At 32.2% G+C, this 25,129-nt stretch carries 21 protein-coding genes and 1 pseudogene; 5 read left to right on the top strand and 17 right to left on the bottom strand.

The features are described 5' to 3' along the window. Positions 1–415 precede the first annotated feature (415 nt). Positions 416–592: a histone H1 gene (locus OZP09_RS02790; protein ID WP_111376282.1), complete on the top strand. Its 177-nt coding sequence runs from the start codon at positions 416–418 to the stop codon at positions 590–592. A gap of 241 nt (positions 593–833) precedes the next feature. Here OZP09_RS02790 and OZP09_RS02795 read toward each other — a convergent pair whose 3' ends face one another. The 7 genes from OZP09_RS02795 to OZP09_RS02825 all read right to left on the bottom strand — a co-directional run bounded on the left by OZP09_RS02795 (position 834) and on the right by OZP09_RS02825 (position 6,716). Beyond that, a complete protein-coding gene (locus OZP09_RS02795) occupies positions 834–1,214 on the bottom strand; it encodes a hypothetical protein (protein WP_269236416.1) in 381 nt (126 codons plus the stop codon). Positions 1,215–1,378: 164 nt separating this feature from the next. Continuing rightward, positions 1,379–1,993: a hypothetical protein gene (locus tag OZP09_RS02800; RefSeq protein ID WP_269236417.1), complete on the bottom strand. Its 615-nt coding sequence runs from the start codon at positions 1,991–1,993 to the stop codon at positions 1,379–1,381. 141 nt (positions 1,994–2,134) lie between these two features. Continuing rightward, positions 2,135–3,037, bottom strand: a complete 903-nt coding sequence (locus OZP09_RS02805; RefSeq protein WP_281310245.1) for an alpha/beta hydrolase family protein — start codon at positions 3,035–3,037, stop codon at positions 2,135–2,137. A 163-nt stretch (positions 3,038–3,200) separates the two neighbouring features. Beyond that, positions 3,201–3,557 (bottom strand): barstar family protein, encoded by a 357-nt coding sequence (locus tag OZP09_RS02810; RefSeq protein ID WP_269236419.1) that lies wholly within the window; start codon positions 3,555–3,557, stop codon positions 3,201–3,203. A gap of 265 nt (positions 3,558–3,822) precedes the next feature. Then, positions 3,823–4,506, bottom strand: coding sequence for a hypothetical protein (locus tag OZP09_RS02815; RefSeq protein ID WP_269236420.1), 684 nt, complete (start codon positions 4,504–4,506; stop codon positions 3,823–3,825). Positions 4,507–4,669: 163 nt separating this feature from the next. Further along, entirely contained in the window at positions 4,670–5,890 is a 1,221-nt protein-coding gene (locus OZP09_RS02820) for a TlpA family protein disulfide reductase (protein WP_281310246.1), read from the bottom strand. A 49-nt stretch (positions 5,891–5,939) separates the two neighbouring features. Next, a complete protein-coding gene (locus OZP09_RS02825; protein ID WP_281310247.1) occupies positions 5,940–6,716 on the bottom strand; it encodes a hypothetical protein in 777 nt (258 codons plus the stop codon). A gap of 303 nt (positions 6,717–7,019) precedes the next feature. On the opposite strand from OZP09_RS02825, the pseudogene OZP09_RS02830 reads away from it, so the two are divergent. After that, positions 7,020–7,286: pseudogene (locus OZP09_RS02830) on the top strand (IS91 family transposase); the annotation flags it as partial. A 222-nt stretch (positions 7,287–7,508) separates the two neighbouring features. Here the strand turns inward: OZP09_RS02830 and OZP09_RS02835 are convergent. Then, positions 7,509–7,883 (bottom strand): hypothetical protein, encoded by a 375-nt coding sequence (locus OZP09_RS02835; RefSeq protein WP_269236423.1) that lies wholly within the window; start codon positions 7,881–7,883, stop codon positions 7,509–7,511. A gap of 479 nt (positions 7,884–8,362) precedes the next feature. Here OZP09_RS02835 and OZP09_RS02840 point away from each other — a divergent pair, with 479 nt between their 5' ends. Next, positions 8,363–9,364 carry a transposase gene (locus OZP09_RS02840; protein WP_269236424.1) on the top strand — a complete coding sequence of 334 codons (1,002 nt, stop codon included), beginning with the start codon at positions 8,363–8,365 and terminating at the stop codon, positions 9,362–9,364. 206 nt (positions 9,365–9,570) lie between these two features. Here OZP09_RS02840 and OZP09_RS02845 read toward each other — a convergent pair whose 3' ends face one another. Further along, positions 9,571–10,020 (bottom strand): DUF1810 domain-containing protein, encoded by a 450-nt coding sequence (locus OZP09_RS02845; protein ID WP_269236425.1) that lies wholly within the window; start codon positions 10,018–10,020, stop codon positions 9,571–9,573. Between the two features lie 286 nt (positions 10,021–10,306). Here OZP09_RS02845 and OZP09_RS02850 point away from each other — a divergent pair, with 286 nt between their 5' ends. Both OZP09_RS02850 and OZP09_RS22720 read left to right on the top strand, forming a co-directional pair. Further along, a complete protein-coding gene (locus OZP09_RS02850) occupies positions 10,307–10,510 on the top strand; it encodes a hypothetical protein (RefSeq protein WP_269236426.1) in 204 nt (67 codons plus the stop codon). Between the two features lie 266 nt (positions 10,511–10,776). Beyond that, positions 10,777–10,899, top strand: a complete 123-nt coding sequence (locus OZP09_RS22720; RefSeq protein WP_489886122.1) for a hypothetical protein — start codon at positions 10,777–10,779, stop codon at positions 10,897–10,899. A gap of 118 nt (positions 10,900–11,017) precedes the next feature. Here OZP09_RS22720 and OZP09_RS02860 read toward each other — a convergent pair whose 3' ends face one another. The 8 genes from OZP09_RS02860 to OZP09_RS02895 form a co-directional block, all read right to left on the bottom strand. Then, positions 11,018–12,661, bottom strand: coding sequence for a RagB/SusD family nutrient uptake outer membrane protein (locus tag OZP09_RS02860; protein WP_281310248.1), 1,644 nt, complete (start codon positions 12,659–12,661; stop codon positions 11,018–11,020). An 11-nt stretch (positions 12,662–12,672) separates the two neighbouring features. Further along, positions 12,673–15,672, bottom strand: a complete 3,000-nt coding sequence (locus OZP09_RS02865; protein ID WP_281310249.1) for a SusC/RagA family TonB-linked outer membrane protein — start codon at positions 15,670–15,672, stop codon at positions 12,673–12,675. A 416-nt stretch (positions 15,673–16,088) separates the two neighbouring features. Further along, positions 16,089–17,666 (bottom strand): M61 family metallopeptidase, encoded by a 1,578-nt coding sequence (locus OZP09_RS02870; RefSeq protein ID WP_269236430.1) that lies wholly within the window; start codon positions 17,664–17,666, stop codon positions 16,089–16,091. 266 nt (positions 17,667–17,932) lie between these two features. Continuing rightward, a complete protein-coding gene (locus tag OZP09_RS02875; RefSeq protein ID WP_269236431.1) occupies positions 17,933–18,160 on the bottom strand; it encodes a hypothetical protein in 228 nt (75 codons plus the stop codon). A gap of 48 nt (positions 18,161–18,208) precedes the next feature. Further along, entirely contained in the window at positions 18,209–19,627 is a 1,419-nt protein-coding gene (locus OZP09_RS02880) for an APC family permease (RefSeq protein WP_281310250.1), read from the bottom strand. A 95-nt stretch (positions 19,628–19,722) separates the two neighbouring features. Then, complete coding sequence (locus OZP09_RS02885; RefSeq protein WP_269236432.1) at positions 19,723–20,970, bottom strand: NAD(P)/FAD-dependent oxidoreductase; 1,248 nt, start codon at positions 20,968–20,970, stop codon at positions 19,723–19,725. 21 nt (positions 20,971–20,991) lie between these two features. Continuing rightward, entirely contained in the window at positions 20,992–22,722 is a 1,731-nt protein-coding gene (locus OZP09_RS02890) for a DUF885 family protein (RefSeq protein WP_281310251.1), read from the bottom strand. A 108-nt stretch (positions 22,723–22,830) separates the two neighbouring features. Continuing rightward, the gene (locus OZP09_RS02895) at positions 22,831–25,119 is read right to left on the bottom strand and encodes a S9 family peptidase (protein ID WP_281310252.1); all 2,289 of its coding nucleotides are present in this window, start codon (positions 25,117–25,119) and stop codon (positions 22,831–22,833) included. Positions 25,120–25,129: the final 10 nt, after the last annotated feature.

The following is a 25,129-nucleotide window of genomic DNA, read 5'->3' on the forward strand; positions in this document are numbered from 1 at the left end:
TTGCGTTTTGAGAAACCTTTATCTGCCTGTTCAACACTTAAATCGAATCCCTAAAATCTAAGCATTTCCAAAGCTTTTTCCTGTGTCAATTTTGAATTACTATCATCAATATAATTTTTCATAATTTACTTTTTATTATTTCAAAAAAAAAAAGATAATTTAATTATAGAAATGGAGATATACAACAAGTGAACTTGTCACTCTATGGAAGTCTTTTTCTCCTTGCATTCATTATAATTTATCGGAGCTGTCAAAAAAAGCAAATAGTATAATACAGAAGAAAAATAAATTATGACGTTATAGTAATATTTTATTAGAATATTATATTAAACAAATTTTAGAATAAAAATTTTAAATAGTTGCACCTCTATTCTAAACCTCTATTTTTGTAGGCTTAATTTAAAAAAAATGTAACATGAAAGATTTAATAGCAAAAATCAATGCGGAAATCGAAAACTTCAAGACAGAATCTGAATCTTTAGCAGAAAAAGGAGTTAAAGCTGCCGGAGCAAGAGCCCGTAAATCTTCATTAGAAATTGAAAAACTTTTAAAAGAGTTTAGAAAAGTTTCTATCGAGGAATCTAAAAAGTAATTCATCTTACTATGAGCCTTTCAGGATTTCCTGAAAGGCTTCTTTTTATATAAAAGGTGCAAAGTCACGAACTTTCGCATAGTATTCTATAAGAACCCCGGAGAGCCGGAAGACAATTGGTAACCCTACCGAGTTTTACTTAATGAAAAAAAAATCATAGCCGGATTCTATTTTTACGATTTCGAGTTTAAGTTTCTTCTTTACCTCAGTTATTCCTTCTTGATCAAAAATATAATTTGTTTTATAAACAAAATGATATTGATTGGCCTTTTTTAGCTTTTCCTCGTTTTTTAATTATAACTTTTATATGAAATGCTATGTTGTCGATTTCTGTATCTAGATCGGAGTATTTCCTTATAATTGAAATTTCATCGGGACTTATTTTATGCTTTTCATAATCAAATTCCAGGCAGCCATTTTCATTGAGTTTTTGATAAGTATTTTCGTCAGCTAGTAAAATATCAAAATCACAGAATGAAGTAGATAGCAGGTAGAACCTTTTTGAAGGATTGTATTTTATTTGTGTCAGGATTTCATTTAATACGATAGTAATTCTTGTACTGTCAATATAGTGGCTTTGTCTATTAAAGTAAGTGTTAAAAATTTTATCTTCAATTTGCATTTCTATAAAGTACTTATCATCCTTTTCATCAATATTTAAAATAGAATAATTGATATCTGAACCTAAAAGATGGAAAGATTTACTGAAAACATCTAAATAATCTCTACCTTCACAAATAGCATCCGGAACATCATAGAAGTATTGATTTTCTGGAATTAATGACTCTATTTTTTTAAGCCATTATAGTAATAGGCATCATTTTTAAATTCTAAATTTTTAATATCTAAATAAAAATTTAATTTATTTTCAAGCTTTAAAGGTTTTAAGCCTGAATCATCCAGATCCATAATATTTATTTCATCTTTTCCGCTTTCAAAAAATAATACTTTGTAATTATTATTGACTGCAAATGGAATAATATTTGAAAAATTGTACAGAGGATATAGTCTCTGCTTTAAGGTATGAGCTATTTCTTTAGTAATGTAGTTTGGGTTGTCAAAGTTATCCTCGGTTGTGTTATTATAATCTATGACATAAAAGGTTCCAAAAAATGGGATTTCAAATCCTATTTCCTTATTGCTTTTAATTCTAAATTTAAGAACTGCGCTGATAAAGTCGGGAATCGTAAGGTTTTGTTTGTTTTCAAAATCTCGTATATTTTTAAATTCTCCATTAAGCAAAAGCAAAATTTTTGAGGTTTTAACGACTACAACAAAAACGCCATATAAAATAAATATAATTCCTGTATAATTTAGAAAAACATATTCGGCAGAGTATAAAAAATAACCAACCAAACATAAAACGCAACCTATAAGTATATTTTGTAACTCTCTTTTCATATTTTTTTAAGTTTGACTCTGCTAATTCGAAAAAAAGTATGGTCATCAAAATGAATTCGGTAAATTTTTACTTCTAAGAATAAGTGCAACATCAGAGACATTCGCACAATATTTTACAAGAACACTTCGAAGACCTGAGCTTCATTTTATCAATGCTTTAGACATCCTAATATTCAACGCGTTTTGTTTTATCCATTGAATTGAAATGTAAAAAGGTATTGTTTTATCGATAGACGATGTATCGTGCCCTAAAGTTGGAAACAAGGTATATTCAAAAGGTTTGCCTTGAACTTTAAATGTGTTTAATTGCTCTATACATAACTTCACAGGAATTTGTATGTCCTTTTCACCAAAAAGCCAAAGACCGGGAATTGAAAGAGTACTCAAAGAAATTTTTGGGTCAGTTGCCACAAATTGATACTTGTCAGGGTCATTTTTAATATGTTCACGAGCGTCTGCATCTGCATGATTTTCCCAAAAATTATTATTTCCGTTCGTATAAAACTGAAATCGAAGTTGTTCTAAAGTTGTTATCGTAGGACAACTAAATAAAACCATAAATTCAATTTGTGAATTTTTGCTTGCTGCAATTGGAATTATCCATCCCGCCTGACTAAAGCCAACTAATCCAATTGGTGTTTTTTCGTTTTTCAAAAAGGCCCGAAATGTTTTTACTGCCTCATTCGCGTCATCAGATAATAAAGTAAGGTTTGTAGTGTCAATATTATTAGTACCAACAGAAGGTCCAACATACACACCACCAGATTCTCCAACCCCACGTTTGTCATATGTCAGTACAGCAATACCTTCCTTTGCAAGTCTCTTTGCGAACTCCAGTTCCCTTTTTACTGGGTCAGAACCGTGAACAATTACAACTGCTGCTACTGGATTTTTAGGTTTTAAAATTGAACCTGCAAGAGTTATGCCCTGACTTTCAAATTTCACATCTTGAATGGTAAAGTTATTTGATTGAGAAAAGACCATTTCTGGTAAAATTATTAATGATAACCAAAGATATAAGTAAGAAAAAAAGTTATTGTTCATTTTAGTCAATCTATTTTAGGACGTATTACCTACAAAGTTCTTACGCTTGGTTTCGAGCTTGGGAACTGAATATTTTCTGCTAAAGATAAAAATTCTTGCGAAATGTAAACGTCAATTCACAACAAATTCGCAATCTTGCCAAACACTTTTGTAGGTAGATTTTTCATCCAATATTTTCTTTTTCAATTATCAGGTCAACAAATTCAGCATCTCTCAGTAGTCTGATTATAAATTCAAAATCTTCTTTCCCAAATACTTTTTCAAATTTTTCAGTACCAATAATTTCAATTATACAATCTTCTGGAAATCCAGGTCCTCCCGCTGTTATTGCGTTATTAAAAGCTTGAAGATTCTTTCCGAATAATTTTCCAGATTCAGAGTCAATTTCCGCTACATATTTATTCCAAAAGTCTTCCTTAGTTTCACAAAATTCTCCGTTTATGAAAATCTTTCTGCGATGTCGAATTTTTCCGTTTTCATCTTCAATAATATTAACGAAAGTATCTTTTCCATAAGCCATTTTGTCAAACACTTTGGAATATCCGTAATTCAACCATCTTTTATAAATCAATTTGTCATTGAAATACAAGTAAAGCTCATTATCGTCCTTAATTTCTTTTCGTATTTTCACGGTTTCTTAAATGACTTACAACGTATTTTGGCTTTGCGTTCTGGCGGGAAATCGAAGCACAAAAGGTGATATTATTACTAATGTTCAATTGAAAAACTGCCGTTGAATTTCACACTACAGCCCGCCTTATGCAGAACCCGTGTTGGGTGTGTACTTATTTTGGTTCAAATTTATAAATAATGTTTTCGAACTGAATATTTTCTGATGAAAATGAATTCATGAACTCAATAAATTCGTCATAAGAGTTCAAGTCCGCAGATATTTTGTCGGTTACAACAGTAAGTTGATTATTATTAAATTGTGCTTTGAAAAAAGTTTCCGTAGGCAACATTTGCCCGCCTTTATTAAATAGATTTTTAAAATCTTTAAGATAGTCTGCCAGTTCTAATTCTGTTTGCAATTTTTTAAATTCGTGCTGTCTGTCATAAATTGAAACATCTTGTAAATATTCGGGATTGTCAATTAACAACGATTTTACGAAACTTAAATACCTTTCGTTTAAAACAAAGCCTTTTTCTGCAAAAGCGTTTTGATTATTCGTTATGTTTTTTGGATTGTCAATCGTTCTGTAAATGCTTTCTAATTCAGAACTATATTCTTTAAAAAAGGAATTAGATGCAAATAAATTTTCTAAATAAATTCCGTTAATAGAGATCCAAATTGGCGTTGAAGATGTTAATTCGATTTGGATTTCTAATTTAATATTATCCTTGGATTTTGCAACAAAATGATATTCATAAGCAAATTGTTCTTCTTCAAAGTCAGAAAATCCAAAGTCTTTCAAAAATTGAAATTCTGCAAATAATGTCGTTTTAAAGTGTTCAAAGAAGTTTGTCATACGCGTCTTCAGAAGTATAGCACACAACGTTTGGCTAGTAGGCGATGGTCGGGGTTAAGTAAGCGAAATATTTCGGTTAATCACCATTTTTCCAAGTACAAAACTATTTTTAAATTAAGCCTAATTCCCGACTATTGCTTACTAACGGTTGTGCGCTGGCAAACTATTTATAAACATTAAACTGAATTTCTCTTGTTTGTTTTTTTAATTGGAGTCCATAAGCACTTAAATTTTTAATAATTTCTTCAATATTATTTTTGTTTAAAATAAAATTAAAATTTGTCGTTAAGTTAGATTCGTCTTCAACAATATAATTAAATTTTTCAGATATTTTATTACAAAGATATTTTGTGTTGGTATTATTGAAGAAAAAATAACTTTTATTTTCTCTTAATTGATTAGGCAATCCATTATCAATAGAATTTTCTAATTTATTTTTATCAACTAAACTTAAAACATAAACTTCTGTAGTTTTATTTTCTAAGTATTCTTTTAGGTTAAGTGTTCTTAGTAAATTAAATTTCACATCGCTCTTTATTAATTCTTCAGTGTTATTTAATTTATCTAATCTATTTTTGTAAATGATGTTAAAATTTTCTAATCTATTTTGAGGTGTTATTATTTTTAATTCGCTAATGCTGGTTAAATTTGAAATGTGCCTTTTTAAGTTTTCATTAATACAAACATAAATTCCATCATCTATTTTATTAACTACTTTTTTTACGGACTGTTCTTTTCTTTGGACGCTTGATAATGTAAATGAATATTTTACTTTTTCATATTTACTATTGATATTTAATAAGAACTCGTCAGTTGCTGGAGTATCTGTATCAATGTTTGTTGCATAATTATTTTCATAATTATCTTTTACGCTAAAAATTGTCTTATTATTTAAGAAATTTTCAATTATTTCTTCATTTAAGTTCTTTGAAGAATCTATCCATTTAATAATTCCTTTATTATCAATAAGTATAGTTTCATAATCTATCCAAGCACCATAATCTCCTTTTCGAACTCTATCAAAATCTTTAAACGACTTAGCTGTTTCGTCTATTATAATATTAGTTTCAAAAGGAATTATTTTAATTATACTCTTAATTTCATCAATATTTCTATATGTAATTGATAAGAATATTAGGTTTTTATTAGATTTGTATTTTATTGCTAACTTGTTTAAATGCGATATTTCATCTAAACAACTCGAGCATTCAGGATTCCAAAAATCCAAAACTATAAATTTGTCCTCTAAGTTTATATTTTTTTTTAAAAATGAATTAGTCACATCTATGGTGGGGGTTTTGCTACCAACAGTTAATGTAGATTGGCTGTATATATTATTAATATAAAATAATGTAATTAGAATAATGTTAATCTTTGATTTCATTTTGTTAGTTTTTTTATTGCTTACGCAAAACGTTCTCTTGTAGCAAGTGTTAGCGGTCGTTGTTTTCTGTTATTTTCATTTCGTTTTTATATTCTTCCTTATATTCTCCATTTACATCAAACTTACTTTCGAATTGTCTGTAATTGATATTTCCCCAAATGGCATTCGATTTATTACTTCCCATTGAAAGTCGTAATTGAGTTTTATAATTTCCTTTAAAAATTGGTACTAATGTTATGGCTATTTCTTTTGGAGGCAAAATGATAGTTCCAACGCCATTACCACACATATAAACAAATCTTTCTTGTATAGGTTCCCATTTACCCAATTTATTTTTCGCTTCCAAAATCAAAGGAATTCTATCTCCAAAACCAATTGGAATGGTATCTTTTGTTCTATTTCTTAATAGTGCAGTATGAAAATTATTAATTTTTTTTGAGCTTATTTGAATTTCAACTTTTTGCTCTTTCATAAATGAATAACGATTTTTTTTGTCCCATTCAATATAATATTCTGCGTTTGGACGTTGTCGCTTTTCAATTTTTGAGCCTTTCTTTCTATTCTGGGGAAATTCAGCAATTGAAAAAGCTTCTATCCCTAATGATATAGAATCTTTCAATTTTCCTATATAGTTAAAATTGTAGTTTGCTGTAGAAATCCAAGTTGGATTTTCTTCATCAAAAAGTGACCCATACTTAATATTTCTTGGATTTGTTACTGTTGGAAAAATCGTTACTGGTTCGCTTTTCGGCACGACCTTTTTTACTTCATCTTTGCATCCAAAAAACAACAGTGAAACAGATAATATTAGATATGATTTTTTCATAGGTATGTTTTTTACAATGACCGCCAACATATTTATATTACGCTAGAAAGTAGCGCCAATCTACCCAAAATGGGTGTATACAGGAATGTCTAATTCGCTTTATACATTTCAAAAATAACCAAAAAAGATTACAAAACATCAAAACGATATTTAGTTACCTCCTACCCTTTTCAACATTAAGATTCTGTACAAAAATTTTTTAACTTTCCGAAGCTACATCCCCGAAACTTGACCATAAAAAAGTGCGAAGTCAGAGTCAGAGACGTTCGCCAGCATTTTAGATGAACACTTCGGAGATCGGGGCGTTTTTCGTTGCATATTTTGCCAAAGCGCTTTGTGAAGATCCGTCATTATGGCTTTTTGATTAGTACTTGGAAACATCAAAAGCTAAAGCTTTTACAGGAAAAACTGCAAGTGAAAGTACTGGAAAAAGCAGAAAAAAAACCTTTTTTGCCGAAATGTCCCTGTTGCAAAACAGGCAACTTGCACCGAATAGCAGTTTTTGACCAGCGTGGTCCACCGCCTTGGTATCTTGGCGGTAGCCAAAATTTGAGTGCCTATGAAAACTAATTTTACGGGTAAGGGAAGTTATGTCCAAAAGTGAAGGAAAACACGAAAAAAACCAAGCGAAACCATTCCACAAAAAAAGAGGACACTAAATCCTCTTGAAAAACTACAAATCTCTTTTAAGATAACTCCATAGTTGCGGAATCACAGCGGTTCCGTTCAACACAAGTTTCATTGTTCGTGCTACGCACGCAACGAAACTCTAGCTGTTGGCGGTAGTTGTTATTAATCTGCTCCGTGAAATTTAATTACACCTGTTTCAATACTAACTACTGCAAAATCATGCTTTCCGTATGAAATTGTAATTGTTAGATTATTAAATGTAAGAACTCTAATTTCAGGTTTTCCAATTTTTGGATTTCCTAGAATCTTAATTATGTTTGTTTCCCATTTCACTTTTCCGTTCTCATAAGCTTTAAGAGTTTGAAGATCATTTTCGATATAATAGATAATATTTGCAACTTCAATTCCTCGCATTTCAGGTTCAATAGAACGATTTATCTCGTGCTTTTTCGAAATTGTTTTTCTATCTAAAGATTGTGAAAAACAGAAAGACGAGATAAGAAGCAAAATTATCAGGATATTTTTTTTGTCATTCATAAAACGATTGTTGATTTTCAATTACTGCCACCTTATTTGTATACACTACAAAGTAGCGCCAAACTACCCAAAATTGGGTGTTTATACGAATGTTTGCATTCGTTTTATACATTTCAAAAATAACCAAAAAAGATTACAAAACATCAAAACGATATTTAGTTACCTCCTACCCTTTTCAACATTAAGATTCTTTAGGAAATTTTTTAACTCCCCGAAACTACATCCCCGAAGCTTGACCATAAAAAAGTGCGAAGTCAAAGACGTTCGCCTTTACTTTGGATTAGATAAAAAATTTTAATTTTATTCAAAGGAAAGCAGAGGTGAACTTTAGACATTTGTAGTTATGAACCATGCTGTGCATTAGTCCTCTGCCTTCTCCTTGAATCCCGTTGAATTGCTTCAAATAGAATGATAGACATGCAGGTCTAATAAAGGCTCTAAAGAAGTTCAACATTTTTGTTTATCCTAAATTCAAAGTTATGAAAAAGTATTTATTTTATGTAGGGATCGATGTATCGAAAGCAAAATTGGATATTAACATCCTTGATTCTTTAACTCTTAAATCAGAGCATTTTATCATAGAAAACAATATTGAAAGTATTTCGATTTTTATTAAAAAACTGGATACTAAAGTTGATAAAAAATGTACTCTTTTTTGTTGCGAGAATACTGGTGTTTACACTAATCATTTATCAAGTGTTTTAGTGAAAATTAATTTAGATTTATGGATTGTTCCTGCTATTGAAATAAAAAAATCAAAAGGAATTTCAAGAGGAAAAAATGATAAAACTGATGCTAAAGATATTTCTTACTACAGCTATAGAAACATCGATAAATTAAAACTTTACACCTTTGCGAGCCTAGATATTCAAAAACTAAAAATGCTTTATACTGAAAGAGAAAAAATGGTAAAAGCTTTAATGCTTATACAAGCGACAAAGGAAAGTAAGGAATTCACAAAAAAAATAGTTTTTAAGGAAGTATCACAAATTAACCAAACTCTTGTAAAATCTATTAAAAATTCAATACACAAAATTGAATCAAAAATTAAAGAAGTCATTAAAGCAAACGATCAATTAAATAAACAATCTCAACTTATCAGATCAATTCCTGGATTGGGAGAACAAACCAGTGTGTATTTGATTATTGCTACAAAAGGATTTACCGCTTTTAAAACTTGGAGACAATTTGCGTGTTATTCAGGTGTTGCGCCCTTTGAACATAGTTCAGGCTCCAGTGTAAAAGGAAGGACAAGAGTAAATCATATGGCAGATAAAAAAATGAAGTCATTATTGCAAATGTGCGCTATGACAACATTAAAATACGATTCTCAATTAAAGGAATATTACAATAAGAAAAAAGTGGAAGGTAAAAATTCAATGCTGGTATTAAACAACATTAGATGCAAACTTATAAGTAGAGTTTTCGCAGTTATTAACAGAGAAACTCCTTATATCAATACCTATAAATTTGCATCTTAATTTTTAATAATTTTATTTGTTTTTTATCATAGAATGCACAGCATTTCATAAAGAAGACTTCGTAGAGCTGGAAGTTTAGAAAAATTTCGAAAAATCTAAAAAGTAATCATCATACTTTAAGCCCTTTGGAAATTTCTCCACAGGGCTCAAATTTATAATCATAACCATACTTCAATAAGATTATTATACGAGAATCAATTTCGTAACTATTGCAACGCAGGATGCATCATTTCATTTAGAATTGATAAAGTAAGAGGATCAAACTTTCCTGCAAAAAAAGCATCTAAAACTTCTTGAAATATAGGATTAGTATTATTTGTTAAACTAAAAAGTGTCATTGAGGATTGCAGTTTGCGTGCATCGAGATCTTCAAAAATAGTTTCTATTGATTTCATTTTAAAACGTAGCAATGCTTCTGCGGATTCAATAAGATGTTTTCCAAGAATTGGATGCCCTAAGAATTCTTCGCTTTGTTGCAAATTTTCAATAGCATATAACTCCGATATTTCACTTTTTCCGAGTCCTTTTATCTGGGGAAATATAAACCACATCCAATGCGTTTCTTTTTTGCCGTCTTTAAGTTCAGAAAGAGCCGTAAGATATAGTTTGTTTTGTGCTTCTAAAAAGCGGTTTAGTCCATTATTTATTGCTGCCATTGGGGTGGTGGTTTTAATAATAAGTTTGAAAAATAATAAAAAATATAATACCACCTAAAAAATGTACAAAAATATGCGGTTAATTTAACCTCAAATTTTCTGATTGCTTGAAATGGATTACAAACATTCTTTTATGATTATGTTTCAGAACGGCAAAAATGGAAAATGATGGTCAAAGTAATCATTCAATCTTATTTAAATCGAGATAAAATCTAGACCCTAGAAAATTCAAAAATTAGGGTCTCGCTAAATTACCTCAACACTTGCAAACATTAGGTTCAAAGACATGTTCTTAGAATTTAGCACCAAAAAAATTGTAGAAAAATCAAAATGGTCCAGCGAACTATCTGAAATGAAAGGAACAACAGATGAAGCACGTTCAATCAATAGCTACCTTGATTTAATGAAATCAAAAGTATTAGGTGCTCAAATGGAGCTACTCCACCGCAACGAAGCATTATCATTGAAAACTTTAAAAATAAGTTACTAGGAACCGAAGAACGCCAAAGAATGCTCGTTCCTATTTTCGAAGACCACAACAACAAACTCACAGAGTTGATGGGAAAAGAATACGCACCAGGAACACTAGAACGCTACACTACTTCTTTGAAGCACCACCGCTACAACTAAAACAGCAATTCTGGACGCTATTATACAAGAAAGGAAAGTAGAACTATTTACCGAGCAAGGGCACGGATCGTTTGATCTAAAAAGAACAGCAAGGGAAGAAAATGTATTAAGTCCACTAAAACCCAATTGGCAAAACACACAATTGTTATTGCCTATTCCCGAAGCAGAACTACTGCTAAACACCAATCTTTTACCACAAAATACAGGATATTAGATGAAAATAGAGCTACAAATGGAAAAAATGGCTAATTGATAGTTTTAATTTTTTAATTATTGATTATTGTAATATTGAAAAGCCATCCCTGAACAGGAACAGCTTTTCACACACTTATAATTACAAATAACCAACTTGTAAAAGTTTACTATTTTATTGGTACCCCGGATTTTGTTTCAATTTACTATTTCTCTCCAATTGAACCTTCGGTATTGGAAGAATAGCTCTAAAATAGTCTTTAGGTTCTACACCGATGTCTCCTTTCTTTGAAAACCAGGACTTTCTTGAATATACTCCAAATCGTATTAAATCTTGTTTTCTATGTGCCTCTCCAACAAATTCCCAGGCTAATTCATCAAGGAAACCTCCATATTCAATATCCGCTCCTCCTTCGTAATTTGTAATTACTCCTGCCTTATAAGTACCGTATTTATAAACACTTCCTCCCAACAGTTTCGCACCTGTAACAGTTGCTTTGGCCGGATTAGTCTTTCTAAAATTTCTTTCTCTTACTTTTGTTACAATTGCTGCAGCTTCGGCAGCATTTCCTGTTCTTAACAAACACTCTGCTTTAATCATCATAGCATCGGCTAATCTGTAAAAAGGAACATCATTACTTGTTTGTGCAATTTGACCCTTACCAATTTCATATTTAACCATTCTATATCCTTCGTTAGGTTCGCAGCCATTAACATCTGTCAGGTAATTAAGATACTCGAATTGTATCTTTTTACTTGAATCATTTGGATCAGTTATCATTATTGGTTCTCCTTTACTATCAAACTGTTTTCCTCCTAACCAGCAATCTTTTAATCTCTGATCATCAGAATCATACGTATCTATAAATTGAGGTATTCCACCAGAACCATTCCAGGGCCCTCCTGCTAATTCATAAGTTGCCTGACTTTCAACCGCTAATGTTTTAAATGGCCAGTAACTTCCACCTGCTTTTTTTTGATCAAAAGGAATAGAAAATATCTGTTCTGAAGAAGATTGATTTTCTATTATGAAATTATCCAAATAATTAGTTGTCAAAGCAAACCCACCATTATTTATAACATCATTAACTTCAGCTAAAGCTTCGTTCCATTTTGGCGTTCCTATATAAACCTCAGCATTTAGATACAGTTTTGCCAAAGTCATCTCAGCAGCCCATTTTGTAACTTTTCCATAATACTTAGTTTCTCTCTTATTATTATCATTCAAATAAGGTAAAGCTCCTTTTAGTTCGCTTTCTACAAAATCATATACTTCTTTACCTGTATTTTGTTCTGGCAAAAATCCTTTAGGTAAATCATATTTGGTTACAATAGGAACATTTCTAAAATTATCTAATAATAAATAATAATAAATAGCTCTTAAAGCTCTTAGTTCCTGAAAAACAGTTTCTTTATTTTCAAGATCCGGTATTTGTTCTATCTGAAAAATAGCTTTATTGACATTATTTACACCTCCAAACAAATAAGCCCAATTCCCTTCTGCATGAGGTAGTGGAGCCTCATAAGTGTGTTGGTGCATTGTAATGTAATAATCTCCCCAGCCAATACCGTTTCTTAATGGCGTTACTATTAAATCTGATGATTCTTCGTATAAACAAAATGCCGCATCCCAGCCCCAATAAACATCTCTAAATGACGTATAAGCAGGTGCCATAAGACTTGCCAAATCTTCTGCCTTAAATTTAGTTTCCTCACCAATTACTTTATCATAAACATTCTCATCTAAATCGGTGCATCCTGTTCCTAAAAGTAGTAAGCCCGAAGCAAGGATTTTATATATTATATTTTTATTTTTCATTTTGAATTAATTTAAAAAGTTACATTTAATCCCAAAGTCATACCCGTTGTACTTGGATATTTATCCCTATTATCCATTCCTTGAGACGTAGGGTCTTCTCTTTTTATCTCCGGATCTAAACCTTTATATTTTGTAAACGTGGCTAAGTTATTCCCGGATACATACAATCGCATTGCATTGATGAATTTAAACGGCTTAACATCAAAATTATAGGATAAAGTTATGTTGTCAACCTTTACATAATCTCCTTGTTCAATATAATAACTTACATAAGTTGGATTATAATTTAATACCGCCTTACCATACACTTTGTCAGATGCACTGGACAGCATATTATAATCGGTTTTAGAATTTCCATAAAACATACGTTGACTATTTAGTATTTGAAAATCGAAAGCTCCTGTGAGCACCATACTTAAATCAAATTTTTTGTAGCTAAAAGTATTGGTCCAACCTGCATAATATTGCGGAATACCATTCCCTAAATATTGCTTATTCGTATCATTGTACATAGAAGGTTCAAGTGTTTTCCTTGTACCATCCGGCAATTCAACTATCCATTCTCCATTATTAGTAATATCTACCGATTTTAAACCCCAAAAATTACCTAATGATTGTCCAACTTCTAATCTATGCGTATCGAATGAAATAGGATCTCCAGTGTTTCCTCTATTTATATAATCTCCTTCAATTTGATATAAATTATTGGAAAGACTTGTTAACTTATTTTTGTTGTGTGAAAAAGTCATTGAGGAATTCCAAACAAAATTATCCGTTTTGACAGGAATTGTATTAAGAAGAATTTCTATACCTTTATTTTCCATTTTTCCAACATTGGCAGTAGTCCAATCATATACATTAGGAGGTTTTGGCACAGCGTATCTCCATAACATATCAATTGTTTTTTTACTATACAAATCAACACTTCCGCTAATTCTATTATTGAAAAATCCAAAATCAAGCCCCATATTGACTTCTGTTGTTTTCTCCCAACGCAAATCAGGATTAGGATTACTTACCGGTTCCAATCCTCTCACCCATTTTCCATCATTATAAAAATAGCCTTCATAATTGTACAATGTCAGTGACATATAAGAATCATTAGGAATTACTCCTGTTACTCCATAACCTGCTCTTAATTTTAAAGCATTTACAGTTTCAACATCTTTTAAGAAAGACTCCTTATTAATACTCCATCCTGCAGAAACCGCAGGAAAATTTCCCCATTGGTAATTTGCACCAAATTTAGAAGATCCCTCTCTCCTGATGCTAACCAATAAATCGTATTTACTATTAAAGTTATAATTCACTCTACCAAAGAATCCAATTAATGTATTGTCATCTTTATAACTTCCCATCCCTGCTAATCCATCCGTCAAAGCATTTCCTGAACCCAAATTATTATAGGAAAAAGCATCGGTAGGAAAATCAGAATTACTAGCCGAAAATCCTTGATTTACGATATATTGATAACTATAGCCTCCTAATACTGTAAACTCATGCTTATCTAAAATTTTATGGTATTTGGATGTTATCTCAACTAAATCAGTATCCGTCGTACCTGTATTCCTGGAAGCCACACCGTTTCGTAAATTTATCGAATTTGAATAATGTTTTTTGGTTTCTGCGTATCCGTTTAAGCCCGTGTTTTTATTCTTTGAAAATTGTGCCCCTACATCCCATCCTGGCAATAAATCAAGTGTCAGATTGGCTGAAAATCTTTGCCATGTATTATTTCTATCTTCTATTGTTTCATTTATAATAGCTACAGGATTATAATATTGAAACTTTGTTTTACCATCTTCTTTTTCAACATAAGTTCCATCTGAATTATATATAGGCGCAGTAGGATTTCTAATCATTGCCTGTCTGTAGGCATACGCTACTGTTCCTTCTGAAAGTCCCATATTTTGGGTTCCATTTAGTAAGTTCAAATTAATTTTTAGCTTATCATTGAACATACTATGATTAACATCAAATGAAAATCGATACTCTTTATTAAATGTATTGTTAAAAACACCTGTTTCATCTATATAATTAAGGTTCACAGTATAATTTGTTTTAACATTTCCTCCTTTTAAAGCTAAATTATGATTTTGAGCAAATCCACTTCCTGAAATTTGATCCAGCCAATTGGTATCAGCCCCAGCATCTACATAAGGTATTCTTAATCCTTGAGCGCGAAAATTTCTTTGTTGTGTGGCATCTAAAAAATCAGCCTTATTATAAAAATTATTTATTGTAGCAAATGTTGAATAGGTAATAGTTGGTGCGATGTCTTTGTTTACCGTTTTTGTGGTAATAAGAATAACCCCATTTGCACCTCTTGTTCCATAAATTGCAGCTGCTGAAGCATCTTTTAATATATCGATAGAAGCAATGTCATTTGGGGCAACGGTATTCATACTTCCCGGCACACCATTAATTAAGATCAAGGGACCAGCGTTTCCTAATAAAGTAGAAACTCCACGCAATGAAATATTAGATGATGCTCCCGGATCACCGGACCCATTACTAATTGTTAGACCTGCTACTTTACCTCTAATAAGATCTGAAGCATCTCTAATAGCACCTCTTGTAAAATCCTTCTCTTTTATACTGGCAATAGCACTGGTTACTCTTTCTTTTTTTTGAGTTCCATATCCTACAACAACTACTTCATTTAACTCTTGTGTATCTTCTTTTAGAATTACATCTACTTTATTCTTACTTTCAGTTGCTACTTCCTGAGAAATATATCCCATGTAACTAACTAATAAAGCAGAATTTTGGTTCTTAAGTACAATTTCAAAGTTTCCATCAAAATCTGACAAAACCCCATTGGAAGTACTCTTTTCCATAATACTCACTCCCGGCATAGGAACTCCGTTAACGTCTTTAATAGAACCCTGGATCTTTTTTTGCGCAAATGAGGTAAAAAAGATTAAAAGAAAAAAAGTAGTAAACCTCATTTTTTTCTTCCAAAGTTTACCTTCAAAAATTTGCATTACTGAAAAGTTGATAAAATTCATAACTTTTGTTTTTTGGTTTGGTTAAAAATTAATGCGCTATAATTAACATAATAATTAACATAATAATTACATAATGTTATTTTTATAATTGTAAAGTTATAGTATATGAACCTGTCGGTATAGCCAAGAATTTATCCTAAATCTATATTATATTATCCTGAAATTTGTTTTTTATATAAAAAACGAATAAGTATAAGAAAAAACGTATTGATAATGTTAATTAAATCAACAAACAATATCTATAAAGAAATTAACAAAACGATACCATTAAAAAATTCTAAAAAAAACTGATCAAAAAAAATATTATATTGACAGCTAAAATGTTAATTAATAAATAATTGATACTAAAAAACCAAATAGGCTCACCTTTTATAATAAAGATGAGCCTATTTGGTTTTAAGAAAATAATTATTTTTTTATTCTCCTAACCACATAGCTAATGCTTTTTGCTGCGTTTCGTTTATTGGTTGGAGAATCTTAAATGAATATTTTTTACCAGCAGCATTAGGTTCTTCATTTAATCGCAATCCAGCAAATGCTAAATAATAATTGTAATCTATTTCTTTAGTGGTATATACATATTCGAAAACAGAGGCTAAAGAAACACCTGCTGTAGCCTCGCAAGCCTGTTGAAATTCAGCATCTGTAAATCCACGCTGCATTTTTTTGTAATACTGCCAATACAAAAGACGCATCACATCATCTAAAGACTTGTTGTTTTCTGTAGCCTGACGAATAGCAAAGTCAAGTATAAGGCCTACCGCAGGTCCTTTTTCATAATAAGAAATGGTTTTATTAGCATCTTTACCCTGTTTGCCAAATGGTCCATCACTCCAGGTTTCAAAACTCGCCTGTACCAATGATTGATACGATTTTCCTGTACCATTCTCAAAAGCGTTAATACTATTTTCAAAATTACTAAATAGCATTTGATCACTAGTAAGTCCAGCCCTTTTTACAATTAAATATTCGTAATAAACAGATAATCCTTCACTTACCCAAAGTAGATTTGTTCGATTTCCTTTGTCATAGTCAAAAGGGCCTAGTTCCAGAGGTCTGATTCTTTTTACATTATAATGATGAAAATATTCATGTGCTAAAAAATTCATAACCGTATTCATTGCTTCCGGATTATCTAATCCGTTACCATCAAAACTTACAGTAGTATTGTTTAAGTGCTCTATCCCGCCTTGTCCGGGACCAATTCCTATAAAAGTATATTGCGTATATGGAATATCGCCAATAACAGCCACAGCAGCTTCAACAACTTTTTTGAGATTACTCATAAAAACAACCTTATCAAAATTACCTAATTTATACCCTATAAAGCGGTGTTCAATCCCTTTAACCTTAAACGAAGGCAGCTCTTCTAAATCTCCAATTAATACTGGGCAATCATACAAAATATCAAAATCGGGGGCGAAAAATTCATCCTCTTTTCCTGAAATAGTTTCCAGTCCTGTTACAATTTTAAATCCTTTTTTAACTCCTGCTATTTTTACGCTGACAGGTGTATTTAAATTTTCATCCCTATACACAAACAGGCTATTCGGAATTATATAGGTATAAGTTGCATCTAAAAAGCTATTGGCAACAAATTGCTTATCTGCTTTTACATCATAACTCAATGTAAAGGGTTTGTTTTTTAAAACTTTAACCCTCCAGGTATTTTCATTTATTTTATTTACAGCAATTTCTTTAGTATTGCTTTTGGCAGCAAAATTTTCTACCATTTTGCTATAATTCATCATCTGATAATAGCCTGGCATCCAGTTTGGCATTTTAAAATCAATAGTTTCATCTTTCCCTCCGGCACATTGAAGTTCTACATGAAAATAATGATTCTCAGGATTTGGCATTGAGACGGTATACCGCATAACAGGTTTTGCAGATTGCGAGTAAACATCTGTTTGAAATCCTGTTAGAATATTCAAAAGCAAAACAAACACAAAAACAGGTCTGTACATATTGAATAAAATTTGTTGATTTTTCATAAAATTACTAATTTACATACGCTCAAATGCCCCGAATATTAATCACTTGGCATTTCACTATCTTTACTAAAGCTAAAATTGCTACTGGATCAAATTCTACTGAATTGTATTTATCTTTTGGAAATTTTATACGAACAATGCTCTTTAAAGAAACCCCGTTCATCTCCTTTTTATAAAAGTTCCCATGAAGCGGAAACAGGACTCCCAATACTCCTCTTATCAATTTGTACTCATTAAAAGGAAAATCCACAAACCCTCTGGAATATTTAAGAACTCTTGAGATTGTTTATGCTTTCTGTTTCTTTGCATTTCTTTAAAATATACGGAATGGTAACCTCTGCATTCACTTCAATCTTTGGTTTCCAAAAATCATCCGTTAAATGAACATGGGTAAAATCGACAGGCTGAATGGGATAATCTATTTTTTGAGAATAAAAAACACTGCTTATTCCACATAAAAAAGCTAATGCTGTTCTTGTAATATTTGCTATCATGGTAATATCTGATTAATGTTTTGTTGATGAAGCCCTAAATGGTTTCTCTTATTTATCTTTTTTATCTTTATTCACAAAATAGTAATAGATTGGAATTCCTAATAACACAATAGCTAATCCCGGCAAAGAAGAACTGTATTTGTATATCAGCAACATAATGCAAATACTCGAAGCCGTAACGATATAAATGGCAGGTAATACCGGATAACCTATTGCCTTGTAGGGTCTGTCTAACTCCGGTTTAGTTTTTCTCAATCTAAAAATACCCGCAATAGTTAAGATGTAAAAAATTAAAACCACAAAGATTACATAATCTAACAATTCATTGTATTTTCCGCTCAAACACAGTACAGAAGCCCAGATACATTGCATCCATAAAGCTTTTTCAGGAACTCCATTTTTATTTAGTTTTGATAATTTCTTAAAAAAAAGACCATCTTTAGCCATTCGATGATACACTCTTGCTCCAGAAAGAATCAATCCATTGTTGCATCCAAAGGTTGACACCATCAACAATATAGCAATAATATAAGTTCCTGAAGCTCCAAAAATGTGCTGTGAAGCTGCTACACCCACACGATCATTTTCGGAATGTGCTATCTCATCTAAAGTAAGAACCGATAAGTACATTATATTGGTCGCAATATAAATAAGGCTCACAATCAGTGTTCCTAAAAATAGACTTCTACCAATATTTTTAGAAGGATTTTTTATTTCACGTGCAATAAAAGTGACATTATTCCACGAATCACTACTAAACAAACTACCCACAAGACTAGCTGCAACCGCTCCCATTATAGCAAATCCTGAATAAGGGATCAGTGTATTCCCTTCTAATTTGTTTATAGAAAAACCGGTACTCCAATTGGCTTTCCAGACATCGGCTCTTGCAGCCAATATGAAACCAAAAATAATCAGACCAAATAATGCAATTAGTTTTACCAATGTAAAAACGGTTTGGATAATCTTACCTTCTTTGACACCTCTGGTATTAATATAAGTAAGAAATACAACCAGAATAATAGAGGTTAACTGAGCCGCCGATATTTGCAAAAAACCTAAATCCAATAGTATATTATTTTCGCTCAACGAAGGAAAAACATAAGCCGAAAATTTGCTAAAAGCCACACCTACTGCTGCAATAGAACCTGTTTGAATAACAGCGAAAAAACTCCATCCGTATAAAAAACCAGTCAGTGAATTAAAAGATTCCCTAAGGTAAACATATTGCCCTCCAGCTTTTGGAAACATTGCACTTAATTCCCCATAACTTAAAGCCGCAGCGATTGTAAGAAATCCTGTAAGCAGCCAAACCAGCAGTAAAGCTCCAGCCGAACCTACATTACGAACAATATCCGCACTTACTATAAAAATCCCTGACCCAATCATAGATCCGGCAACTATCATCGTAGCGTCTAATAAACCCAGTGACCTTTTAAAATTGTTTTTCTTTGTTGATGATTTCATTAATTGGTTGGTTAATTTGGTTATTTTTTGGGTTAATTATTTTTTTAATATGAAACAGAAATATAAGTTTAAAGCAACTACACTTTTTACCCTAATTAAAATCTTTCTACCTCAAATGCTTTAATCTCTATACTTGTAGGCACTTCATTAATTATTTCAGAAACTAATTTTCCGGTACCAGGACCAAGACTTAGCCCCATCATAGAGTGCCCTGTTGCGACTACGACATTTTTATATTTCTTAATTTTACCGATATAAGGCAAACCATCTGCAGAACAAGGCCTATATCCGTACCAAATATCTTTTTCTGCTGGCTTTTCAATTTGAAATTCGGGTAAAAAATCCTTAACAGCATTTAATACACCATTGATTCTTTCGTATTGTGGTTTGGCTGTAGTTGGCACTACTTCCATTGTTCCGCCAAATCTGATTTTATTTCCATCCATAGGCGTAATTGCAACTCTTCCTTCAGCAAGAATCATCGGATGGTTCAGCTTATAGTCTGAATCTTCTAAGGTTAATGAATATCCTCGGCCTGGCATTAATGAAATCTTCGCACCTGCTAACTCAGCAATTTCTTTAGACCAGGATCCTGTCGCAATAACAACATCATCAGCTGGATATGCGTTTTCTTTAGTAATCACTTTAGTAACTGCTCCATTGCTTTTCTCAAAAGATTGTACTGTTTCGCCATATTTAAATTCTACTCCATTTGCTATTAGCAGTTTTTTTAAACCATCCATTAATTTATCCGGATAAACATGAGCATCACAATCAAATTTTATTGCTCCAATCGCATTTATTTTTGTTTGAGATTCCAAAGCCTGTAACTCTTCATAATTCAATAAGCTAACATCAAGTCCTAATTCTTTTGCTTTTTCGACAGTATGATGCGCATGTTCTGCAACTTTTTCTGTCTGAAAAACTTCTAACATTCCTTTGTGTTCGTAAGCAAAATTAAAATCAGGAATTTTGGACCATTCTTCAAACTCGTGCTGACTTAATAAAGAAATATCTCTGAGCGGAATTGCCGATTTAATAACATTTTTGTTTGTGGCGCTTTTTGCAAAATTCAGTCCCCAACCAATTAAATTTTTGTTTAAGGAAGGCTTTACATAAAATGGACTCTTAGAATTGAACATCCATTTGAACCCCTGCCAAATAATTCCTGGCGCAGCCAATGGTATAAAGTGACTTGGACACACATAGCCGGCATTACCGTATGAACAGTTGTTTTCAAAATTATCTTTATCGATAACGGTGACTTTACAGCCACTTTGCTGTAAATAAAAAGCGGAACTAAGTCCAATAATTCCACCACCAATTACTACTACGTTTTTCATACAAAATTGTATCTGATATTATTAAAATTTATAAAATTTCCAGTTTGTTTTAAAATCTCTTTCCAGCTTTTGATTTGTTAAAATGGCTCTCAACAATTCGATTGGCATACTGTTTTCATGCAAAATAGCATCGTGATATTGCTTATAACTCATTTTCCCGCCCGTTACCAATTCGTTTTTCAAAGACATAAACTGCAATCCTCCCAGCATATAAGCAATTTGATACAAAGGACTGTAGCCTCCTTCAAAAGAGCGTCGTACTTCGCCTTCGGCATTGGCACTCTCATGTCCCACTCTGTCTACTAAAAAGTCGATACACTGCTGTGGGGTCCATTTTCCTAAATGATAGTTTAATGAAAATATAATTCTGGCACAACGATGCATACGCCAAAACAGCATTCCTATTTTTTCTTCGGGTGTCTGAGGAAATTTTAAATCCCACAATAACATTTCCCAATACAATGCATTGCCTTCAATCCAAAATGGTGTATCAAAATGACGATAGGATTTATATCGGTTGCCCATAAATCCTTGCAAATGATGACCCGCAATTAATTCATGATGCACCGTAGCACGTGAAAAATTTGGATTATTTCCCCGCATACTCATCATTTTTTCATCATAAGTCATCGTATTCGTTGGGTACGAAATAATAAGTGATTCACCTCCTAAAAAGAAAGGATTTACCTTTTGTGCTTCTGGAGACATCATGTACATTCTCCAGGTTTCTTCTGCTATTGACGGAATTGTTACGAGATCATTCTTTTTCAAAAAATCAACCGATTGATTGTATAAGTCAAACATGGCCTGAGGCTGATCCCCAGGAGCAACGAATGAATTTTTTACTTTTTCCTGAGCCGCTTTCCAATTATCGCCAAACCCCATTGCCTGAGATGCTTTTAGAAGTTCAGTATCGCACCAGGCAAACTCTTTGTTGGCTATTTTTACCAAATCTTCCGGGGTGTAGGGAATATATTCCGTTTCAAGCTGACGGATTAATTCGTCTCTGCCAATTGGATTTCCGACAATGCCACTAGGATCTTTTTTTTGAGTTGCGGCAATAGTTTCTTTTGATTTTAAAACCGCTCCATAATCTGCTAAAAGGCCATCTAATTCTTCGTAGGTTTTAGGAACCCACCACGTAAATAAAGGATCATATCCGTTGTAAAAATTATAGTAATTTTTAAGTGCTCCCTGAAGTGCTTTTGCATGCAGTACTGCAAAAACAGCATATTCCTTTTCTAAATCTTTTGTTTCACCAACTGTTTTAATGTGCTCTTTGATAGTTTTACATAATGCGTTCATTTCTTTAGCAACCGATTCTGCATTGACTTTACTGCCCCTAAGTCGTGGTTTTACCATTGTATAAATCTGATCTTCAAAAGGAAAATAGGGTTTTATTTTGTCGTATTTTTTTTGCTGCAGGACCAATTCAGACTTTTCGCTATTCAAATTTTTATTAAATAGAATGTAATCCACTTGGCCATTAATATTCATAGTATCAAAATCCAACCCTTTAAGTGTTTCCTGATATTGTGCAATTAATTTTAATAGACGTTCTCTTCTTTCGGGAGTATTGTAATTATTGTTCTCAAAATGATTTCCATAAGTATCAGCTGTACTGACCACGGAATAAAATCTCATAATACTTCCCTTATCAGCTTCATATTGAATCATTGTATTGTTTACTTCACTGGTTTGCTGATACAAATCCATATTTGAAGTTTGTGCTGCGCTAGTTCCTGGTAACATTATTAATAATTTTAGAAAAAGAAAAAGTTTAATTTTAGTACAAATATTACCCATAGCTCTATATTTTTTTACGCTTACATATTTTTCGATCCAGAAACATTAGTATTGCTATAATAATTCATCGTTGTTTCTACTTGGAGCATCTACACCGAGTAAATGTTTTACAAAAAAATCACGCTTACGTTTTCTTCCATAAGGCCCACCATCGCTATGACCAACTCCTGGCAAAGGCAAAAATTCAAAGGTTTTTCCACATTTGATTAATTCGTCAGCCACACGATAAGTAGATTCCGGCGGAACATTTTCATCTGCCTCGCCAATGATTAGCAATAAATCTCCTTTAAGGTTTTTAGCATTAGTCACATTAGATTGTTCTTCGTAGTTTTTATCAACAGGATAACCCATCCATTGCTCGTTCCACCATTGTTTATCAACCCTGTTGTCATGGCAGCCACATGCCGCTACACCTGCTTTGTAAAATTCAGGATGAAATAAAAGACCTCCTAATGCATTTTGCCCCCCTGCCGATGTACCGTACAATCCTACTCTTGAATCATCTACATAAGCATATTTTTTTGCCAAAGCTTTTATCCAGAGAATTCGATCTTCAAAACCGGCGTCTTTTAAATTTTTCCAGCAAACATCATGAAAAGCTTTTGAACGATTAGCAGTACCCATACCATCAATTTGTACCACAATAAAACCTAACTGCGCTAAACTTTGCATTTCTGTAGTGTAACGGTCCATAAAATTTTTGGGAACAAAAGAATCCTGTGGTCCTGCATAAATACTTTCAATTACAGGATATTTTTTATTTGGATCATAATTAGCGGGACGGCATATTATTCCCCATATATCCGTAACACCATCTCTGCCTTTTGTATGAAAAGGTTCCGGTAAAGACATTCCTGTTGCCAAATAATCTGCAGCGTCTGATTTTTCAAGATCGATTATTTTTTTTCCATCTAGTGTTCGACGAAGTTCTATTACTGTTGGCACATTAGGTTCCGAATAAGTATCTACATAAAACTGCTTATTGGGTGAAAAATTGACTATATGATTTCCTTTAGCCGGTGTAAGATTAATTAATTTTTTCCCATCGAAACCAATGCGGTAATGATGTACGTAATAAGGATCTTCACCTGCATTTATGCCACTTGCTGAAAACCATATTTCTTTTTTATTCTCATCAATACTGTCAATGCTTCTTACCACCCATTCGCCTTTGGTAATCTGTTTTTCTTTACCATTCAGGCTATTTACCAAATAAAGATGTCTCCAGCCGTCTTTTTCTGAAGTCATAACAATCTGGTTGCTCTCTTTAAGATAGTGTGTAAATAATCGGGATTCGTAAATAAAAGTTTTCGTTTTTTCATCTACTATCGAACGCGCTTTTCCTGTAGCAGCATTTACTTCCAATATTCTAAATCGCTGATGACCGCGATCTACTTTTTCATAGGTAAAATAACCTAAATCCCCTTTTCTCCAATGCAATTCAGGAGCATCAAAAAAATCAATTATTGGTGTATCTACTTTTGTTGCTTTTTGATTTTCAACATGAAACAAATACATTTCTAAAGTTGTAAAAGGATCTCCGGGCTGTTTATAAGGTTCCGAATGTAATTCTCCTCTCGTTGTATTCGCTACAGAAGTTAAAACATAATAAACAGGTTTATCAATTACGGGTGTAATATGATATCCAACTACGTAATGACTATCAGGCGACCACGCCAAAGAACCATACGGTTTTTCTTTGGTACCATCTTTTGTGAATTGAATAGATTCACCTCCATCAACCGGCTTTACAAATACATTGTTTTTGTTGATAAAAGCGATCCATTTTTTGTTGGGCGAAATACTATCGGTTCGAAAGGAATTCCATCTAGCCCACTGACGGTTTAACTTAGGGTATTTTTTAGGGTCTTTAGTTAATGCGTTTATCTTTTTAATACTGTAGTCAGATAACAATACTTCAAAATAACTTTTATCATATTTCAGAGTAATCAATTTTGTCCCGGCATCATAATTTAAACTATCAATAACTAAACTTTTCTCAGAAAGTACTTTTCCGGTGTTTTCGCTTAACGCTTTTTTTAGTTTAGCGGTATCAAACAATTCACTTTTTACACCTTTTACAGCATCGACCAGTATATATTCCCTAACACTGTCTTTTAAAATATTGCAATACCAAAATGATTTTTCATCAGGCTGCCAATTTGCGCGTATACTTGTTTTGAAAACGGTATTCTTAACAGCATCATCTAATTGTGATGCTTTTTTGTATCGTTCTAAAATTTCACTTTTAGAAGGCTGATAAGGTGTAATTTCTTTGTTCTGCGCATAAAAATTACAACTAAGAAATAAGGCAAAAAATGTAACTGGTATAATATTTTTCATAAGTGACTAG

The organism is Flavobacterium flavigenum, assembly GCF_027111255.2.
In the GTDB taxonomy this organism is placed as follows: Bacteria; Bacteroidota; Bacteroidia; order Flavobacteriales; family Flavobacteriaceae; genus Flavobacterium; species Flavobacterium flavigenum.